Source organism: Avibacterium paragallinarum (genome assembly GCF_900450705.1).
Taxonomy (GTDB): domain Bacteria; phylum Pseudomonadota; class Gammaproteobacteria; order Enterobacterales; family Pasteurellaceae; genus Avibacterium; species Avibacterium paragallinarum.
In genome coordinates, this window is the sequence record NZ_UGHK01000002.1 from 1,807,652 (window position 1) to 1,824,919 (window position 17,268).

The 17,268-nt window shown below is 43.7% G+C and carries 13 protein-coding genes and 1 pseudogene; 9 read left to right on the forward strand and 5 right to left on the reverse strand.

Annotated features, from left to right (window positions below):
* Positions 1-5: 5 nt before the first annotated feature.
* The 4 genes from lepB to der all read left to right on the forward strand — a co-directional run bounded on the left by lepB (position 6) and on the right by der (position 4,555).
* Positions 6-1,037 (forward strand): signal peptidase I, encoded by a 1,032-nt coding sequence (lepB, locus tag DXZ23_RS13890; protein WP_017805035.1) that lies wholly within the window; start codon positions 6-8, stop codon positions 1,035-1,037.
* A gap of 5 nt (positions 1,038-1,042) precedes the next feature.
* Positions 1,043-1,726, forward strand: coding sequence for a ribonuclease III (rnc, locus tag DXZ23_RS13895; RefSeq protein ID WP_021723928.1), 684 nt, complete (start codon positions 1,043-1,045; stop codon positions 1,724-1,726).
* Complete coding sequence (gene era, locus DXZ23_RS13900; protein ID WP_017805033.1) at positions 1,723-2,646, forward strand: GTPase Era; 924 nt, start codon at positions 1,723-1,725, stop codon at positions 2,644-2,646. Before rnc ends, era begins: the two co-directional genes overlap by 4 nt.
* Before the next feature lie 385 nt (positions 2,647-3,031).
* Complete coding sequence (der, locus tag DXZ23_RS13905; protein WP_035695633.1) at positions 3,032-4,555, forward strand: ribosome biogenesis GTPase Der; 1,524 nt, start codon at positions 3,032-3,034, stop codon at positions 4,553-4,555.
* A gap of 125 nt (positions 4,556-4,680) precedes the next feature.
* On the opposite strand, the gene DXZ23_RS15560 is transcribed toward der, so the two are convergent.
* Positions 4,681-4,824 carry a hypothetical protein gene (locus DXZ23_RS15560; RefSeq protein WP_165381625.1) on the reverse strand — a complete coding sequence of 48 codons (144 nt, stop codon included), beginning with the start codon at positions 4,822-4,824 and terminating at the stop codon, positions 4,681-4,683.
* A gap of 570 nt (positions 4,825-5,394) precedes the next feature.
* Between DXZ23_RS15560 and rnr the strand changes: the two genes are divergently transcribed.
* Both rnr and rlmB read left to right on the forward strand, forming a co-directional pair.
* Positions 5,395-7,716, forward strand: coding sequence for a ribonuclease R (gene rnr / locus DXZ23_RS13915; protein WP_017805029.1), 2,322 nt, complete (start codon positions 5,395-5,397; stop codon positions 7,714-7,716).
* A 169-nt stretch (positions 7,717-7,885) separates the two neighbouring features.
* On the forward strand, positions 7,886-8,626 hold the full coding sequence (gene rlmB, locus DXZ23_RS13920) for a 23S rRNA (guanosine(2251)-2'-O)-methyltransferase RlmB (RefSeq protein WP_017805027.1): 741 nt from the start codon (positions 7,886-7,888) through the stop codon (positions 8,624-8,626).
* A 71-nt stretch (positions 8,627-8,697) separates the two neighbouring features.
* Here the strand turns inward: rlmB and DXZ23_RS13925 are convergent, their stop codons facing one another.
* The 4 genes from DXZ23_RS13925 to DXZ23_RS13940 form a co-directional block, all read right to left on the reverse strand.
* Positions 8,698-10,221 (reverse strand): DHA2 family efflux MFS transporter permease subunit, encoded by a 1,524-nt coding sequence (locus tag DXZ23_RS13925; RefSeq protein ID WP_035695635.1) that lies wholly within the window; start codon positions 10,219-10,221, stop codon positions 8,698-8,700.
* On the reverse strand, positions 10,214-11,386 hold the full coding sequence (locus tag DXZ23_RS13930) for an EmrA/EmrK family multidrug efflux transporter periplasmic adaptor subunit (protein ID WP_021723933.1): 1,173 nt from the start codon (positions 11,384-11,386) through the stop codon (positions 10,214-10,216). The genes DXZ23_RS13925 and DXZ23_RS13930 overlap by 8 nt, the downstream gene beginning before the upstream one ends.
* Positions 11,386-11,883 (reverse strand): transcriptional repressor MprA, encoded by a 498-nt coding sequence (mprA, locus tag DXZ23_RS13935; RefSeq protein WP_017805023.1) that lies wholly within the window; start codon positions 11,881-11,883, stop codon positions 11,386-11,388. The genes DXZ23_RS13930 and mprA overlap by 1 nt, the downstream gene beginning before the upstream one ends.
* Before the next feature lie 185 nt (positions 11,884-12,068).
* The gene (locus DXZ23_RS13940) at positions 12,069-12,893 is read right to left on the reverse strand and encodes a YeiH family protein (RefSeq protein WP_026138419.1); all 825 of its coding nucleotides are present in this window, start codon (positions 12,891-12,893) and stop codon (positions 12,069-12,071) included.
* A gap of 379 nt (positions 12,894-13,272) precedes the next feature.
* On the opposite strand from DXZ23_RS13940, the gene DXZ23_RS16025 reads away from it, so the two are divergent.
* The 3 genes and pseudogenes from DXZ23_RS16025 to DXZ23_RS16035 form a co-directional block, all read left to right on the forward strand.
* Entirely contained in the window at positions 13,273-14,385 is a 1,113-nt protein-coding gene (locus tag DXZ23_RS16025) for a ShlB/FhaC/HecB family hemolysin secretion/activation protein (protein WP_021723936.1), read from the forward strand.
* A 28-nt stretch (positions 14,386-14,413) separates the two neighbouring features.
* On the forward strand, positions 14,414-14,863 hold the full coding sequence (locus DXZ23_RS16030; RefSeq protein ID WP_021723937.1) for a ShlB/FhaC/HecB family hemolysin secretion/activation protein: 450 nt from the start codon (positions 14,414-14,416) through the stop codon (positions 14,861-14,863).
* Between the two features lie 42 nt (positions 14,864-14,905).
* Positions 14,906-16,089, forward strand: a pseudogene (locus DXZ23_RS16035) (two-partner secretion domain-containing protein); the annotation flags it as partial.
* Positions 16,090-17,268: the final 1,179 nt, after the last annotated feature.

The window sequence follows — 17,268 nt, forward strand, 5'->3', positions numbered from 1 at the left end:
AGCTTATGTCAAAATCAAACTTATTTTTTATTCTACTGATTGCTGTCGGATACGGTATTTGGAAATGGTTAGATCATTTAGGCTTGCCTAACACCTTTACCATTGTGTTGATTTTATTGACCGCACTTTGTGGGGTGTTATGGTGCTACTATCGCTTTTCTGCTTTGCCAAAACGCGAACGCCAAATTGCACGAGCAGAACAACGCAGTGGCAAGCCTTTGACGGAAGAAGAAAAAGCCAAAATCGAGCCGATTTCAGAAAGTGGCGAGTTTTTATCTTCTCTCTTCCCTGTTCTCGCTTTTGTGCTAATTTTACGTTCCTTTTTCTTTGAGCCATTCCAAATTCCATCAGGCTCAATGGAACCCACATTGCGAGTTGGTGATTTCTTGTTAGTGGAAAAATATGCTTATGGCATTAAAGATCCCGTTTTCCAAAACACCTTAATTGAAACAGGCAAACCGCAACGTGGCGATATTATCGTGTTTAAAGCCCCGCCTGAGCCAAATGTGGATTACATTAAACGCGTGATCGGCATTCCCGGTGATCGCATTCAATATAACGAGGCGGATCGCCATCTCACCATCACCTACGGAAAAGACGGCAAAGAATGCACAGAAGATTGCGTAACCAAAGAATTTACTTACAGCACGCCAGAGGCGGATAAAAACTTCAACATTATCATTGGGCAAGATCGTGCGGGCAAACCGATTTATAGCAATCAAAACCCATTAGTGCTTACTGAAAGTGGTGATGTTACCCACCAAATTCATTGGGATCCGCAACCGCCTAATGCCACTTATTTATATCAAGGCTACCGCCAACAGCACAATTACATCACCGAGTGGGTTGTGCCACTGGGCGAATATTTTGTGATGGGCGACAACCGCAACCACAGTGCTGACAGCCGTTTTTGGGGCTTTGTGCCAGAGAAAAATATTGTCGGCAAAGCGAAATATATTTGGCTAAGCCTTGATAAAAAACAAGGCGAATGGCCAACGGGTCTGCGTTTTGACCGAATGTTTAGCAAAATTCAATAATGACAATGAATAATTTAGATCGCTTACAGCGTAAAATCGGCTATCAATTCCAAGAGGTAAAATGGCTAAAGCAAGCCCTCACTCATCGCAGTGCGGCAAAAAATCATAATGAACGCTTGGAATTTTTAGGCGATGCCATTTTGAACTACACCATTGCTGATGCGTTGTATCAGCAATTTCCTAAATGTAACGAGGGCGAGCTAAGCCGAATGCGTGCTACCCTCGTGCGTGAACCCACCCTTGCTCAGCTTGCCAGAGCTTTCGAGCTTGGCGACTATATGCAGCTTGGTCCTGGGGAACTCAAAAGTGGCGGTTTTCGCCGTGAGTCCATTCTTGCCGACTGTGTGGAAGCCATCATTGGAGCGATCTCATTAGATCGCGATCTGCCTACCAGTACCGCCGTTGTCCGTAACTGGTATCAAACCCTGCTCAGCCAAATTAAACCGGGTGAAAATCAAAAAGATCCGAAAACCCGTTTACAAGAATATTTGCAAGGTGCTTGCCTCCCTCTCCCAAGCTATGAAGTGATAAACATCAAGGGGGAAGCCCATAATCAAACCTTCACCGTAGAATGTCGTGTGGAAAACATCAAAAAAATTGACCGCACTTTTATCGGCGTAGGTTCAAGCCGCCGTAAAGCGGAACAAGCAGCCGCAGAACAAATCTTAAAACTATTGGATATAAAATGACACAAACAACAGAACATCACCAAGAACAGCCAACCTACTGTGGATTTATTGCCATTGTAGGTCGTCCAAATGTGGGGAAATCTACCTTATTAAACAAAATATTAGGACAAAAAATTTCCATTACATCAAGAAAAGCACAAACGACTCGCCACCGCATTTTAGGGATTCAAACAGACGGCCCTTATCAAGCCATTTATGTGGACACCCCGGGGCTGCATATTGAAGAAAAACGTGCCATTAACCGCTTAATGAACCGCGCAGCAAGCAGTGCCATTGGTGATGTCGATCTCATCATTTTTGTGGTTGATGGCACGCATTGGAATGAAGATGATGAAATGGTGCTAAATAAACTGCGCCGAGCCAAAGCCCCTGTAGTTCTAGCAATTAACAAAATTGATAATATCAAAGACAAAGAAGCGCTTTTGCCGTTCATCACTGAAATTAGCCAAAAATTTGAGTTTAAAGCCATCGTCCCAATTTCTGCACAGCGTGGAAATAACGTTCAAGAACTGGAAAAAATCGTGCGTCAATCCTTGTGTAAAGGCGTGCATCATTTCCCTGAAGATTACGTTACCGACCGCTCACAACGCTTTATGGCATCGGAAATCATTCGCGAAAAATTAATGCGTTTTATGGGCGAAGAGCTTCCTTATTCGGTTACCGTAGAAATTGAACAATTTAAAACCAACGAACGTGGCACTTATGAAGTCAACGGCTTAATCCTCGTTGAACGCGAAGGGCAGAAAAAAATGGTCATCGGTCATCAAGGACAAAAAATCAAAGTCATCGGCACAGAAGCCCGTGCCGATATGGAACGCCTCTTTGATAACAAAGTCCATTTAGAACTTTGGGTAAAAGTCAAATCAGGCTGGGCTGACGATGAAAGGGCTTTGCGTAGTTTAGGGTATATGGACGATTAGGCTAACGTACCTATATGTAAGTACGAAACTTAAAGCGTGTATTTGTACCGTGTTTCGTAAGGACATCTCGTTTGGTTTTGGAGATAAACAATGATATTGCTAAATCAATTTCACTTTCATATAAGGCGTTGCTTCTAAGGCAGGACAAGCAGTACGGTGAGGCGAAGTAACGCCGTAGGAAAGTGAAAGAGTTTAGCGATATTTTGGAAACTTTCATACCTATCTAATAATAACGAAGCTGTTTGGTTACAACCAGATACGAATTTCAAGAAGTTTCTCATTGTTCCTAAAATCCGCTATAATTAGGTTATTTTAAAAAGCACTTCATTTTACACCGCACTTTATTTTCGCGTTGTACAAAAAACGATTTAAACAGAGGTTTTTTATGACAACTCCCGTAGTTGCCCTTGTGGGTCGCCCAAATGTGGGGAAATCCACCTTATTCAATCGCCTTACCAGAACCCGAGATGCCCTTGTTGCCGACTTTCCTGGCTTAACCCGCGATCGCAAATATGGTCAAGCACATATTGCTGGCTATGATTTTATTGTCATTGACACCGGCGGAATTGACGGCTCCGAAGAGGGGGTAGAAGAAAAAATGGCAGAGCAATCTTTGCTTGCCATTGAAGAAGCGGACATCGTGTTATTCCTTGTGGACGCACGTGCTGGGCTAACTTCCGCAGATATTGGCATCGCTCAATATTTACGCCAACGCCAGCACAAAACCACCGTATTAGTCGCAAACAAAACGGACGGTATTGATGCAGATTCCCACTGTGCCGAATTTTACCAACTTGGTTTAGGGGAAATCGTGCAAATCGCAGCTTCTCAAGGGCGTGGTGTGAATGCGTTAATGGAGCAGGTATTAGCTCCACTCGCAGAACAGCAAGCCGTTGAGTCAGAAAATGAAAGTGCGGTGCAAAATCACGATGAAAATTCGCAAGATGAATGGGATCACGAGTTTGATTTCAACAACGAAGAAGACACTCAACTTTTAGACGAAGCTCTTGCGGAAGAAGAAAGTGAGCAAGAGCAAAATATCAAAATCGCCATTGTGGGGCGACCAAATGTTGGCAAATCTACCCTCACTAACCGCATTTTGGGCGAAGAACGCGTGGTGGTTTACGATCTCCCTGGTACAACGCGTGATAGCATTGCTATTCCAATGGAACGTGATGGTCAGCACTATACCATCATCGACACCGCAGGCGTGCGTAAGCGTGGCAAAGTGCATTTGACGGTGGAAAAATTCTCCGTTATCAAAACCTTACAAGCCATTCAAGAAGCCAATGTGGTATTACTCACCATTGATGCCCGCGAGGGAATTTCCGATCAAGATCTCTCGCTCTTAGGCTTTATTTTGAATGCTGGACGTTCTTTAGTGATCGTGGTGAACAAGTGGGACGGCTTAGATCAAGAAGTGAAAGATCGCGTTAAATCAGAATTAGATCGTCGTTTAGACTTCATTGATTTTGCTCGCGTGCATTTTATCTCGGCATTACACGGCAGTGGTGTAGGCAATCTATTTGATTCAATCAAAGAAGCCTATGCTTGTGCGACGCAAAAAATGACAACCTCATTGCTCACCCGCATTTTGCAGATGGCAACGGACGAACATCAACCGCCAATGATGAGCGGTCGCCGAATTAAACTGAAATATGCTCACCCAGGTGGCTACAACCCGCCAATTATTGTGGTACACGGCAACCAAATCGACCGCCTGCCCGATAGCTACAAGCGTTACCTATCCAACTACTACCGCCGTAGTTTAAAAATTATCGGCTCGCCAATCCGCTTGCTTTTCCAAGAGGGAAGCAACCCATTTGCTGGCAAACGCAACAAACTCACCCCAAATCAATTGCGTAAACGCAAGCGTTTGATGAAGTTTATTAAGAAATCGAAAAAATAATCCAACATAAAGCTTAACTAAAGATCACTGAATGATTAGTGATAAACAAACAATTAGTTTAATCTTTTGGCAACAAGCAAAACCCAGCATTTGCTGGGCTTTTGTTTTAATGGCATTAAATGTTTTTAGTATCTACTATTTGATGCCCGTTTTCCACATTGAGAACCATCTTTAGCTCTTTGCCAAGAGTAATCACAATTTCCTGCATAAGCTGTACTTACAGTACCTAACAAGAACGTAGACAAAAGTAATAATGCAATTTTCTTCATTTTTTCTCCTGAATGTTAGTTTATGGATTAAATCCAATGCTGATTATACATTTTTTTTACTAAAATAAAACCGCTTTGGTTTTTATTTAAACTGATTAGGTTTAAAAATATTTTGAGATCAGCATAATTTACTCCATGAAAATAAAAACAGAACGAGAAAAGTTTGGTGAGCGTATTAAGTTGGCTCTAACTGGTGCTAATCTTTCTCAATTAAAGAATAGGGATCTTGCAACTAAATTTAATCTCCTCCATCCGCTTTAGCCTACTACTCCACAAGCTGTCTATAAATAGGCGAACGGTTTGTCTGTCCCCTCTCCAGATAAAATATCAACACTCTCAAATTTGCTTAATGTTTCAACAGATTGGCTAAGATATGGGATTGATGAGAATGATAGAATGGCTAATTTATCTGAATTAGATGATATATTTATCAGTATGTTTCTCAATTTAACCAATGAACAAAAAAAGATTATTGTTGATGTGATAAGAAATTTTAAATAAATCCATTTCTTGTTTTTTTCTTCTTCAAATGTCAAACTTACCCATCTCCGCCACATTAAGGAAACCACTATGGCTCGAAAAATAACAAAAAAAACAACCGCACTTTCTGATCCAAATTATCAGAAAGAACTCAAAAAATATGGAAATCCCGTGCCAAGCCGTGAGTTTATTCTTAGTATTATCCGCGATCACAACGCCCCGATGTCCAAAGAAGAACTCCTCTCCGCTTTAGACATTCGTGATGAAGAGCGGCAAGAGGCAATGCGTCGCCGATTGAGAGCGATGGAAAATGACGGGCAGCTCATTTTTACCAAACGCAAACGCTATGCCTTGCCGAAGAAATTAGATTTGCTGAAAGGTAGTGTCATCGGGCATAAAGAGGGTTATGGTTTTCTCCAAGTGGAGGGGGCGAAACAAGATTGGTTTATCCCAAATGCACAAATGCGTCAAGTAATGCACGGTGATTATGTGCTGGCTCAGCCCAATGGTTTTGATCGCAAAGGTCGCCAAGAAGTGCGAATCGTGCGTTTATTGGAGGGGCGTAAAAAACATATTGTCGGCCGTTTCTTTTTGGAAGAAGGGATCGGCTATGTTGTGCCTGATGACAGCCGTATCCATCAAGATATTTTGATCCCCAATGAACATCGACACGGAGTAAGAATGGGACAAGTGGTCGTGGTGGAACTCAAGCCCCGCACTGCAATGTTCACGCGTCCAGTAGGAATGATTATTGAAGTACTCGGCGAAAATATGGCAAAAGGAATGGAAACCGAAATTGCTATTCGCAATCACGATATTCCGCACGTTTTCCCAAGTGCGGTGCAAAAACAAGCCAAAAAATTCACCGAAGAAGTGCCGGAAGTGGCGAAAAAAGGGCGGGTGGATTTACGCCAACTTCCTTTAGTTACCATTGATGGTGAAGACGCACGAGATTTTGATGACGCGGTGTATTGCGAACGCACCAGCAAAGGGGGCTGGAAGCTTTGGGTTGCCATTGCCGATGTGAGCTATTATGTTCGGCTACGCACCGCCTTAGATAATGAAGCCTATAATCGCGGCAATTCCGTCTATTTCCCTACGCGAGTTGTGCCGATGCTGCCAGAAGTGTTATCCAATGGCTTATGCTCGCTCAATCCCCAAGTGGATCGCCTTTGTATGGTCTGTGAGCTGTCAATTTCTGCCAAAGGAAAAATGACGGGCTACCAATTTTATGAAGCGGTGATGAACTCCCACGCACGCCTCACTTACACCAAAGTGGCAGCCATTTTAGCTGGTGATGACGAACTGCAACAGCGTTATGCCCCCCTTGTTCCCCATTTGCAAGAATTACATCATCTCTATCAAGCCTTAGTAAACGCTCGCCAGCAACGTGGTGCGATTGATTTTGAAACCATTGAGAGTAAATTTATTTTTAATGAAATGGGGCGGATCGAACGCATTGAACCCGTCGTTCGCAATGATGCCCATAAAATCATCGAAGAATGTATGATTTTAGCCAACATCGCCGCGGCGAATTTTATGGAAACCCACAACGAACCTGCGTTATACCGTGTTCACGCCACGCCAAGTGAAGAAAAACTCAGTGCTTTCCGTGCTTACCTCGCAGAGCAAGGGTTAAGTTTAGGCGGTGGTGCGAAACCAAGCACAGAAGATTATGCCAAATTATTGGCACAAGTGAAAGAACGCCCCGATCACGAGCTGATTCAAACAATGCTCCTGCGTTCGCTCAGCCAAGCCATTTATTCCGCCGACAACATCGGACATTTTGGCTTAGCCCTTACGCAATACGCCCATTTCACCTCCCCAATTCGCCGTTATCCCGATTTAACCTTACATCGTGGAATCAAATACTTACTGGCTAAATTGCAAGGCTCAAAACGCAAAACCACCGATTCAGGCGGTTATCATTATAGCCTTGAAGAAATGGACACGCTTGGCGAACATTGTTCAATGACCGAACGCCGAGCCGACGATGCAACGCGAGAAGTGGCAGATTGGCTCAAATGTGAATATATGCAAGATCACGTTGGCGAAGAATTTACTGGCGTAATTTCCGCCGTAACAGGATTCGGCTTATTTGTGCGTTTAGATGATTTGTTCATTGATGGCCTTGTGCATATTTCAACCTTGGATAATGATTATTACCAATTTGATGTCAATCGCCAGCAATTAATCGGTGAAAACAGCGGACGGATTTATCGTTTAGGTGATAAAGTGGAAGTGCGTGTAGAAGCCGTTAGCCTTGAACAACGGCAAGTGGATTTCTCACTTATCCGCACGGAACGCAAGTCACGACGCAAAGGCAAAACCGCCAAGGATAAAGCGAAAAAAAGCTTCCGCTATGCTGAAAGTGCGAAAAAACAAAAGGGAAGTCTGCCACTCAATCAATGAAAAAAACGAAAAACAAAAGTGCGGTGAAAAAATCAGAAATTTCTGCTCAGAAAAATAAGCGTAAATCGCGCACCGCACTTAGTTAAAATGCACTTGTGAAAAACTGGCGGAAGGACGGCAAACAAGCGTATAATTCCGCCTTATTTTAGGTATCAATTAAAGGATAACAATGTCTGAAAATATTTATGGAATCCACGCGGTTAATGCGTTTTTGGCAAATGCACCTGAACGGCTAATTGAAGTTTATGTGCTAAAAGGGCGTGAGGATAAACGCTTACAGCCTGTTCTCAATATGCTTTATCAGCTTGGCATTTCTGTGCAATTTCTTAACCGCGAAACGTTGGATAAAAAAGCTAACGGTGAAGTGCATCAAGGGATTATTGCACGCGTGCAAGCTGCAAAAGAATTAAATGAAAATCATCTGGATCGTATTTTACGCGATCAGCAAAATCCTCTTGTATTGGTGTTAGATGGCGTAACCGATCCGCATAATCTGGGGGCCTGTTTGCGTACCGCCGATGCGGCTGGCGTGTGTGCGGTGATCGTGCCAAAAGATAAATCGGCACAGCTTAATGCCACCGCACGCAAAGTGGCGTGTGGGGCGGCGGAAGTCGTGCCACTTATTCGCGTAACCAACTTAGCACGCACGCTTCGCGATTTGCAACAAAGCTATAATATGTGGGTTATCGGCACAGCAGGCGAAGCCACAGAAACCCTTTATCAAGCCCAATTAACGGGGGCATTAGCCTTAGTAATGGGCGCTGAGGGGGACGGAATGCGACGCTTAACCCGTGAAACCTGCGACCAATTAGTTAGCATACCAATGGCGGGATCGGTTTCTTCCCTGAATGTGTCGGTTGCCACTGGTGTATGCTTATTTGAAATTGCAAGACAGCGTCTAATGGAATAAAGTCTAATATAGTAGTCTTCATTTTTTATATCTTGTAAAAACTTGATTGAAAAAATCTATGATTGACTTGATTAATGAGAACTCCCAAAAGGTGGCTTTGCGAACCACACCACGACAAAAAGTAGCATAAACATTACGCCAGATAGCCAAAAAATTTCATTTGCCCCGATAATGAAGCCCTGAGCGGTAATGTTTCTTGCTAAAGACATTGACGTTTGCGTATCGCTCAAGCCAAGCTGTGCCATTGTTTCGTAATAGGCTTGTGCATTGGGATTATAAGGATTAATTGCCTCAGTAAATTGAGTATGGTGCATTGCTTCACGGTTATACCATAAAAAGGTGGTGAGCGATGTACCGATTGAGCCTGCTAGGGTTCGTAGAAAGTTAAATAAACTTGAAGCAGATGCCATTTTCTCTGCGGGTAAGCCTGAGAGGGTAATGGTCGTTAGTGGCATAAAGAAGCAGGCTACGGCGATCCCTTGAATGAGCTGTGGCAATGCGACATCGGTGAAAGTCATTGCGGGTTCAAAGGTTACCGCTCGCCAATGGAAGGTAAGGGCATAGACCATAAAGCTGATGGTTACTAAAATTCGCATATCAATTTTATAGCCAAAACGCCCGATAATTGGCGATAGCAAAATCGGAAATAAGCCCACTGGAGCGGCGGCAAGCCCAGCCCAAGTTGCGGTGTAGCCGTAAACTTGCTGGAGCAATAGCGGAATGAGGACGACCGAGCCTAAATAAATCAGAAATGCCAAGCTGGTACACAGGCAACCCACACTGAAATTACGCGATTTGAATAGGGAAATATCTACTACGGGATTGTCGTCGGTGAGTTCCCAAATAATCAGGGCAACTAACGCGATTGCGGAAACTACTGTTAGCACCACAATTTCAGTGGAGTTAAACCAGTCTTGTTCACGCCCTTGATCGAGCATTAATTGCAAGCAGCCCACACCAATCACAAGCAAGATTAAGCCAATAGTATCAATGGGTTGCTGAGAAATCTTGGTTTCCCGCTTATCTAAAATTTTCCAACTGAGGAAAATCACGCTCAGCCCGATAGGTACGTTAATAAAGAAAATCCAGCCCCAATGTAAATTATCACTGATCCAGCCGCCTAAAATCGGCCCAAAAATCGGGGCGACCACCACCGTCATCGACCAAAATGCCAGAGCCATACTCCGTCTTTCAGGCGGATAATTATTCAATAATAAACTTTGTGAAAGGGGAATAATCGGCCCTGCCGCTAGCCCTTGAAAAATACGGCATAAAATCAGCATTTCCAAGCTATGGGAAATTCCACATAGCCACGAGGCAAGCACAAACAATCCCGTTGCAATCAAAAACAACCGCACTTCGCCAAAACGTTTGGCAAGCCAGCCTGTGATGGGGATCGAAACCGCATTCGCCACACCAAACGACGTGATCACCCAAGTGCCTTGACTGGAGGAAGCCCCAAGATCTCCCTCGATGGTTGGAATAGCAACGTTCGCGATGGTGGAATCCAGCACTTGCATAAAGGTTGCCAGAGATAACGCAATCGTCATTACGGCTAATGCTGCCCCTTGCACGGGTTTTTGTGTACTATTCATCGGCGTTATTGCTATTTTCTTGGATAATTTTTTCTGCTAATTCATTGACTGGGCGAAGGTCGTAATCCAATGTTTGTGTTTGATACAGCACGTCATTTGGACGCGGTTTGCGTAGCACCTCCCCTTGCGTTTCAGCCACATTCACTTCCACATTGGCTGAAAGCCCAATCCGTAGCGGGTATTTTTTCATTTGTTCAGGATCGAGATCAATCCGCACTGGCACGCGTTGCACCACTTTGATCCAGTTTCCTGTAGCATTTTGTGCTGGCAGAAGAGAAAACGCACTCCCTGTTCCCATTTCAATCCCGCTCACTTTGCCATCAAATTTCACATCATCGCCATAAAGATCAAAAAACACTTTCACAGGCTGACCGATCCGCATTTTGCGTAACTGCGTTTCTTTGAAATTCGCATCAAGCCACATCTGTTGCGTAGAAATCACCGCCATCAGCGGGCTGCCCGCTGCCACTTTTTGCCCCACCTGCACGCTACGCCGTGCCACATAGCCCTCAACTGGGCTGAGGATTTGACTGCGTTGCAAATTTAACCAAGCTAGGATTAAAGCACTCACTGCCTTTTTCACCTCGGGTTGCTCTCGCAACGGTAGCCCTTTTAGCAAGGCTTGATTTGCCGCAAGCTGATTTTGCGTGGCTTGCCAATCCGCTTCGGCAAGTGCCACCGCCTCTTTAGCGTGTTGCAAACTTTCTTTATCGATCGATCCCGTTTTTGCCAGCTGCTCGCGGCGTTGCAAATCCCCTTTGGCTTTATTAAGTGCGGTCAGTTTTGCATTCAATATTGCTTGTAGCTGCTTTACCGTAAAGCCTAATTGCTCAATTTGACGCACGGCACTGGCGAGATTGTCCTGTGCTTGGGCAAAATTGAGCTTGAGATCCGTATCATCAAGCACCAGCAACACATCGCCCGCGTGGACAAAATCCATATTATCCACCTTGATTTGACGCACATTGCCGCTTACCTGTGCCGAGATCATCACCTGATTGCCTGCCACATAAGCATCTTCCGTTTCTTCATAATTTCGTACGAAGAAGAACCAATATAGCCCCGCAATAACGGCAAGGATTAACAAAATCGTAACAAAATAAGCCAAGGCTTTTTTGCGTTTTTTATTCGTTTTATGCTCAGTTTCTGTCATCATATTCACCATTAAAGATGTTCTAAACGCGTTACCAATTTCAGCAACAGTTGTTTCAATGTGATTTGTTCTTGCTCATCAAGGACGGAAAAAAGTTGCTCCACCTGTTTCCACTGATTTGGCAACAAGGTTTCTAAAAATTGCACCCCCTGCGGCGTTAATTTCAATAAAAAACTTCGTCGATCGCCCGCAATCTCGCTCCGCTCCAACCATTGACGCTTCACCAATTCATCGGCAATTCGCGTTGCATTGGTCTTGGAATAACCGAAAATTTCACTCAATTTACTCGGCTGCAAGGTGTGGTTTGGCTGGCAATACAGCACCACTAACGTCATAAACAGCGTATCGTTAAGCTGATAGGCTTTTAATAGCTGATTCCGTTTTTCCAAATAACGGCTGCTATTGTGCAACAACAAACGAGCCAGCAAAATTTGCTCCACTGGCATCGCAGGATTATTCTGGGCTGAATGACGAATCAGCCTTTCTTGTTCTGAAAAAGAGAGTGGCATAATTGTTGTATTAAAGGGAGAAAGTAAACTGGTGAATAATAACTCAGGTTACTATTTGAGTCAAAAAAATACCGCACTTTAATTTTTACTCCGTTTGATTTCAACACCGCATCGCCCTGCTGTATTTGAAACCCGATTAAAGTGCGGTGTTTTTCAATGATGTTTTTTTACTTATTACAAGGCGGCTAGGTGGCACAATACGCCATAAACCAATTCACGCCAAAGCCGCCGATTACAAGCCATAGCCAAATTATCGCCCCCAATAAAAGCGGTTTTGTTCCAGCTTGCTTGAGGGATTTCATATGAGTGAATGCCAATAATAATGGTGCGAGCATCATCACTCGTATCATTTTAGAAATAACTGCGGTATCTGCCACTTGCGGGCTAATATTTGCCCCTGCAGCATAAACTTGAGCCACTTCGTGGACGGTTGAGCCGATATAAATACCAAACGCCTGCTCTGGCAAATAGGCTTGCAAATAAGGATACAACACAGGGTAAAGAAACATACTCAGCGTACCGAAAATTACGATCAACGCCACCGCAACGGATACTTTGTAAGATGGTGCTTTTACAATTGGCTCTGTCGCCATAATTGCCGCTGCCCCACAAATACTACAGCCTGCCGCCGTGAGTTGGACGATCTGACGATCGATTTTCAGCCATTTAATCCCTACCCAACAAGTAAGCAAAAAGGTCAAAATCAGCACGCTAGCATCGGCAAATAACGCACTGAATCCCACTTGACTAATATCCTGAAAGGTTAAACGAAAGCCAAATAACACAATCCCACAACGCAACAAAAAGCCTTTGGCAAACAACACGCCCGTTTTCACCCGCGCTTCAATCATTGGATAAATGCTATTGCCACACACAATTCCCAACACAATCGCCAAGGTTAAGGCACTAATGTGCCATTGTGTAGCGATGTGGGTTTGAGCGAGAAACATTGCGGCTGCACTCAGAACGAACGTAATACATAATCCTGCAATCAAGGAAAAATATTTCATCATATTTTCTCTCATTAGAAATTTTATAACTACATTACCCTATTTTTAAGACAAATAAAACTGAATAAATTTTATCGATAATCTAGGGTAACGAGTGATAACACATTGAGAATATACATAGTAAAATTTGACATAATTTTTAATTTTATCTTGCTAAAAATTTGCCTATCCGTTAGGCTTTGAAATATGCTGTTATCATTTGTAGAACAATAAATTATGATGAAGTTTTCCCGTTTATTGCTTTTAGGAATAGTTTGTTTCCCTTTATTTCTTCGGGCAGAAGTTGAACGCCTAGCAACCCCTGAAGAGCAACAAATTAATAATCGGCAACGGCAACAGCAAGCAAAATGCACTTAATTCGTCAATTCAGGCTCAGCAAGTGAAATCGCCTGATATTCATTTGCAAAGCGAGAAATTACAATCTCGTGATTTTCCCCGTAACGAAGCCCAATGTTTCCCTATTCAGCAAATTGTTCTCACTGATATTCATCGCAACGAAGCTAATCCCTCCCTCATTCAACCAAGCCGTTTTTCTTGGGCATTAAGTGCGGTCTATTCGGCAGGGGATTTTTCACTGCCTGCTTGTATTGGCTCGCAAGGCATTAATGTGTTACTACGCCGCATTCAAAATCGTTTGATTGATTTTGGTTATATCACCACAAGGGTGGTGGTTGAACCGCAAGATTTACGCTCGGGAATGCTCATTCTCACCGTTATTCCTGGTCGAGTTGGGCATATTCAGCTTCAAGATCACAGTGCGATCCCCTTCGCCACGCGTGGAACGCTTTGGTTTGCAATGCCAATGGCACAGGGGGAGATTTTGAATGTGCGAGATTTAGAGCAAGGTTTAGAGAACCTTAAACGAATTCCTAGTGCCGATGCGAATATGGAGCTACAAGCCACGGAAAATATTGGCGAATCTGACATTATTATTCAATATAAACAGAGCTTGCCGTTTCATTTAACCTTAGGATTAGATGATGCGGGTTCAAAAGCGACAGGGCGTTTGCAAGGCTCGGCGACGTTTTCTTGGGATAATGTAACAACGCTAAATGATCTGTTCTACTTCAGTGCGAGCCGAAGTTTTAAACGTCATAGCGATAATGCTCAAGGAGATTATGGCAGTAAAAATTACAGCCTTTACTATTCTATTCCTTGGAAAAACACGCTACTGACCTTATCAGGGTCAAAATATCAATATCACCAAACTATTGGGGGAGCGTTTGAATCCTATGATTATTCGGGTGAAAGCCGTCAAATGAATGCGACGCTCAAGCGTTTATTATGGCGAAATAGTCGCTCGAAAACCTATTTGAATTTTACCCTGTGGACAAGGCAGTCATCTAATTTCATTAATGATACAGAAGTTCAAGTACAACGCCGCCGTACAGCTGGTTGGGAAGCGGGGCTTCAGCACACGCACTACATCGGCAATGCCACACTACAACTTTCTGCCAATTACAAACGTGGCACAGGGGCAAATTGCCCCTGAGGAAAAATTTGACGAAGGCACGTCAAGAATGCAAATTATCACTGCCTCAGTGGATTTAGCTTACCCTTTTATGCTAGGTAAACAACCATTCCGTTTTACCACCCATTGGAACGCTCAATGGAATCAAACGCCCCTTGTTCAACAAGATAAGCTGAGCATTGGCGGACGTTATACGGTACGCGGTTTTGATGGCGAATTATCCCTTTCTGGCGAACGGGGCTGGGTGTGGCGAAACGAGCTGGTGTGGAATATTGCGAACAAAGGGCAAGAACTCTATCTCGGGATTGATAAAGGCATTGTTCGCTCATCACAAGAAGAATTACAACTTGGTGATAGCTTAACAGGCGGCGTGCTGGGGCTACGCGGTGAACTATGGGGATTAAATTATGATTATTTCATTGGAATCCCGATCAAAAAACCTGAAGGCTTCCGAACCAGCCATTTAACCACGGGTTTTTCTTTTAGCTACCGTTTTTAAACATGAATTTCGCATTGAACGCAGAGAATTAAGGAAACAACGATGAACAAACAAACTTATCGCGTGATTTTTAGCAAAACATTGAACCGAATGATTGTGGTTTCTGAGCTAGCAAAAACCTGTGGTAAAGCGGCGAGTGAAAATCTTGGCATAGAAAAAACCTTGCAAAATCTGACCGCACTTTATTCATCGTTGAACCGCCATTCCTCATTGCACTGGACAATCAAACCGCTACAATTCAGCCTTTTCCTTGCTTTAGGCTATGTCTCTTTTTTGCCTGTCGCAATGGCGGATGAAATGGCGATTCGAGCGGATAAATCAGCCCCAGCCACGCAACAAGCCACCATTTTAAAAACCGCCAATGGCTTGCCACAAGTGAATATTCAAACCCCAAGCCCAGCAGGCGTTTCTCGCAATACCTATTCGCAATTTGATGTGGCAGAAAAAGGGGCGGTGTTAAATAACGCTCGTAAAGCTACGCAAACCCAAATTGCAGGCTGGGTGCAAGGCAACCCAAATCTTGCCACAGGCGAAGCCAAAGTGATTCTCAATGAGGTTAATTCAACCAACCCAAGCCGTTTGAAAGGTTATATTGAAGTGGCTGGCAAGAAAGCCAATGTAGTGATCGCCAACCCCTCGGGCATTCATTGTGATGGCTGTGGCGTGATAAATGCGGGGCGTTCCACCTTAACCACGGGTAAACCTGAAATAGAAAACGGAGAGCTTAAAGGCTATCACGTCAAAGGCGGTAAGGTGAACATTGCGGGCAAAGGGTTAGATAACCGTCAGGCGGATTACACCGATATTATCGCCGAGAAAGTGAAGGTTGAGGGGGGGGCGTTTGGGCGAAAAACTTAAAAGTAACCACAGGGAAAAACAAGGTCAATCGCACCAATGACGCGGTGGTCTATGTTGGCGACAAAAATAATGAAAAAAACGACCGCACTTCAACAACGCCTGAAACAGCAGAAGCCACGCAAACCTATCGTGTTGATGTGAGTGAGCTAGGCGGAATGTACGCCGAACGTATCCAATTAGTGGATAACGGCACGGGGCTTGGTGTGCGTAATGCGGGACATATCGGAGCTTCAGTGGGCGAAGTGCAGATTGACAGTCAAGGAAGGATTGTTAATCAAGGGCAGGTACAAGCTAAACAGCAAATCGGGATAACAAGCGATGATAATATTGACAATCGAGTCGCTGCTAAAGTGGTGTCACAAGAAAATCATATACAATTAAAAAGTAAACAAACTATAAATCAATCTGGTGTAGTCGCCACACGAGCCGCAGTAAAGATTAATGCCCGATCTATTGAACAAACTAAGCAAGGTGAAATACAAGGAGGACAGGTTACGTTTGATGTGAGTGAACACCTTGTCAATAGAGGATTAATTAATGGACTAAGCACCGGCGATACGGCGGCTGAAATCCTGATTAAAGCAGGCACAATCACGAATGTTGGAACAGGACGTATTTATGGCGGTCATACCGCACTACAAGCTAATAAAATTATCAACAGCGATGAATTACAAGATGATGGCACAATAAATTCAGCGGTGATTGCAGCTACCCAACGCTTAGATATTGCAGCCCCTCAGATTGAAAATAGCAAAACAATCTTTACTCAAGATTGGGCGTTTAACGGCATTGGTGGCACGCTGGCATCTGAGGGAAAAATTGTCTTTGGGAAAACCCTTGATGCCAATCATCAGGCTCAAGGATTAAGTGATATCTTAATCAACCGCGGTGGCTTGATTGAAGGAAATGGGATTCAGTTTGGTGTAAAACAGCTGAATAATGAAAATGCACGTTTACGCACTAATCTTGAGGAAGTCAGCAATCAAGCGGTTAATAAACATTACTTAATTGTTGATGACCCTAAAATTGGAGAGCGTATTGATTTTGATCAACTTCGTTGGATTTCCTTTAGTCGAGCAGGCAAAGTGATTTATAAAAATAAAACCATTCCACTTCGTCCGCAAGATGGCAATATTACAGGCTATATTTTGCCAACCCCAAATGAAGAAACCTGTGTGGATGAACAAACGCGTACGGGGTGCGTTCCTGTTCCGCAAGGGATCTATACTAATCAAGATCCTGTTTGGGCAGCATTTCATATTAATCCACCAGAAACGCCAGCTCCTAAATTGCCTGATTTATCAGGGCTTGCTTCAACGCTAACAGAACCCGTAGAGCCGACTAAGCCGATCAGGCGTTTTTCTAATCGCAATGGATACGAGCAAGAACTTAAAGATTATGAAGCGAAAATGGTGGAATATCGTAAAGCAATGGCGGAATATAAAGCCAAACTTATTGCTTATTCTGCTGAGATGAAACCTTATCTTGATTGGGTCAATGCCAATGCGGAAAAATTTGAACAACTCGATGCGGCAATTCAAAAACAT

Coding starts and splice junctions, on each gene's coding strand:
- lepB (WP_017805035.1), top strand. CDS start 6: ATGTCAAAATCAAACTTATTTTTTATTCTACTGATTGCTGTCGGATAC.
- rnc (WP_021723928.1), top strand. CDS start 1,043: ATGAATAATTTAGATCGCTTACAGCGTAAAATCGGCTATCAATTCCAA.
- era (WP_017805033.1), top strand. CDS start 1,723: ATGACACAAACAACAGAACATCACCAAGAACAGCCAACCTACTGTGGA.
- der (WP_035695633.1), top strand. CDS start 3,032: ATGACAACTCCCGTAGTTGCCCTTGTGGGTCGCCCAAATGTGGGGAAA.
- DXZ23_RS15560 (WP_165381625.1), bottom strand. CDS start 4,824: ATGAAGAAAATTGCATTATTACTTTTGTCTACGTTCTTGTTAGGTACT.
- rnr (WP_017805029.1), top strand. CDS start 5,395: ATGGCTCGAAAAATAACAAAAAAAACAACCGCACTTTCTGATCCAAAT.
- rlmB (WP_017805027.1), top strand. CDS start 7,886: ATGTCTGAAAATATTTATGGAATCCACGCGGTTAATGCGTTTTTGGCA.
- DXZ23_RS13925 (WP_035695635.1), bottom strand. CDS start 10,221: ATGAATAGTACACAAAAACCCGTGCAAGGGGCAGCATTAGCCGTAATG.
- DXZ23_RS13930 (WP_021723933.1), bottom strand. CDS start 11,386: ATGGTGAATATGATGACAGAAACTGAGCATAAAACGAATAAAAAACGC.
- mprA (WP_017805023.1), bottom strand. CDS start 11,883: ATGCCACTCTCTTTTTCAGAACAAGAAAGGCTGATTCGTCATTCAGCC.
- DXZ23_RS13940 (WP_026138419.1), bottom strand. CDS start 12,893: ATGAAATATTTTTCCTTGATTGCAGGATTATGTATTACGTTCGTTCTG.
- DXZ23_RS16030 (WP_021723937.1), top strand. CDS start 14,414: ATGCAAATTATCACTGCCTCAGTGGATTTAGCTTACCCTTTTATGCTA.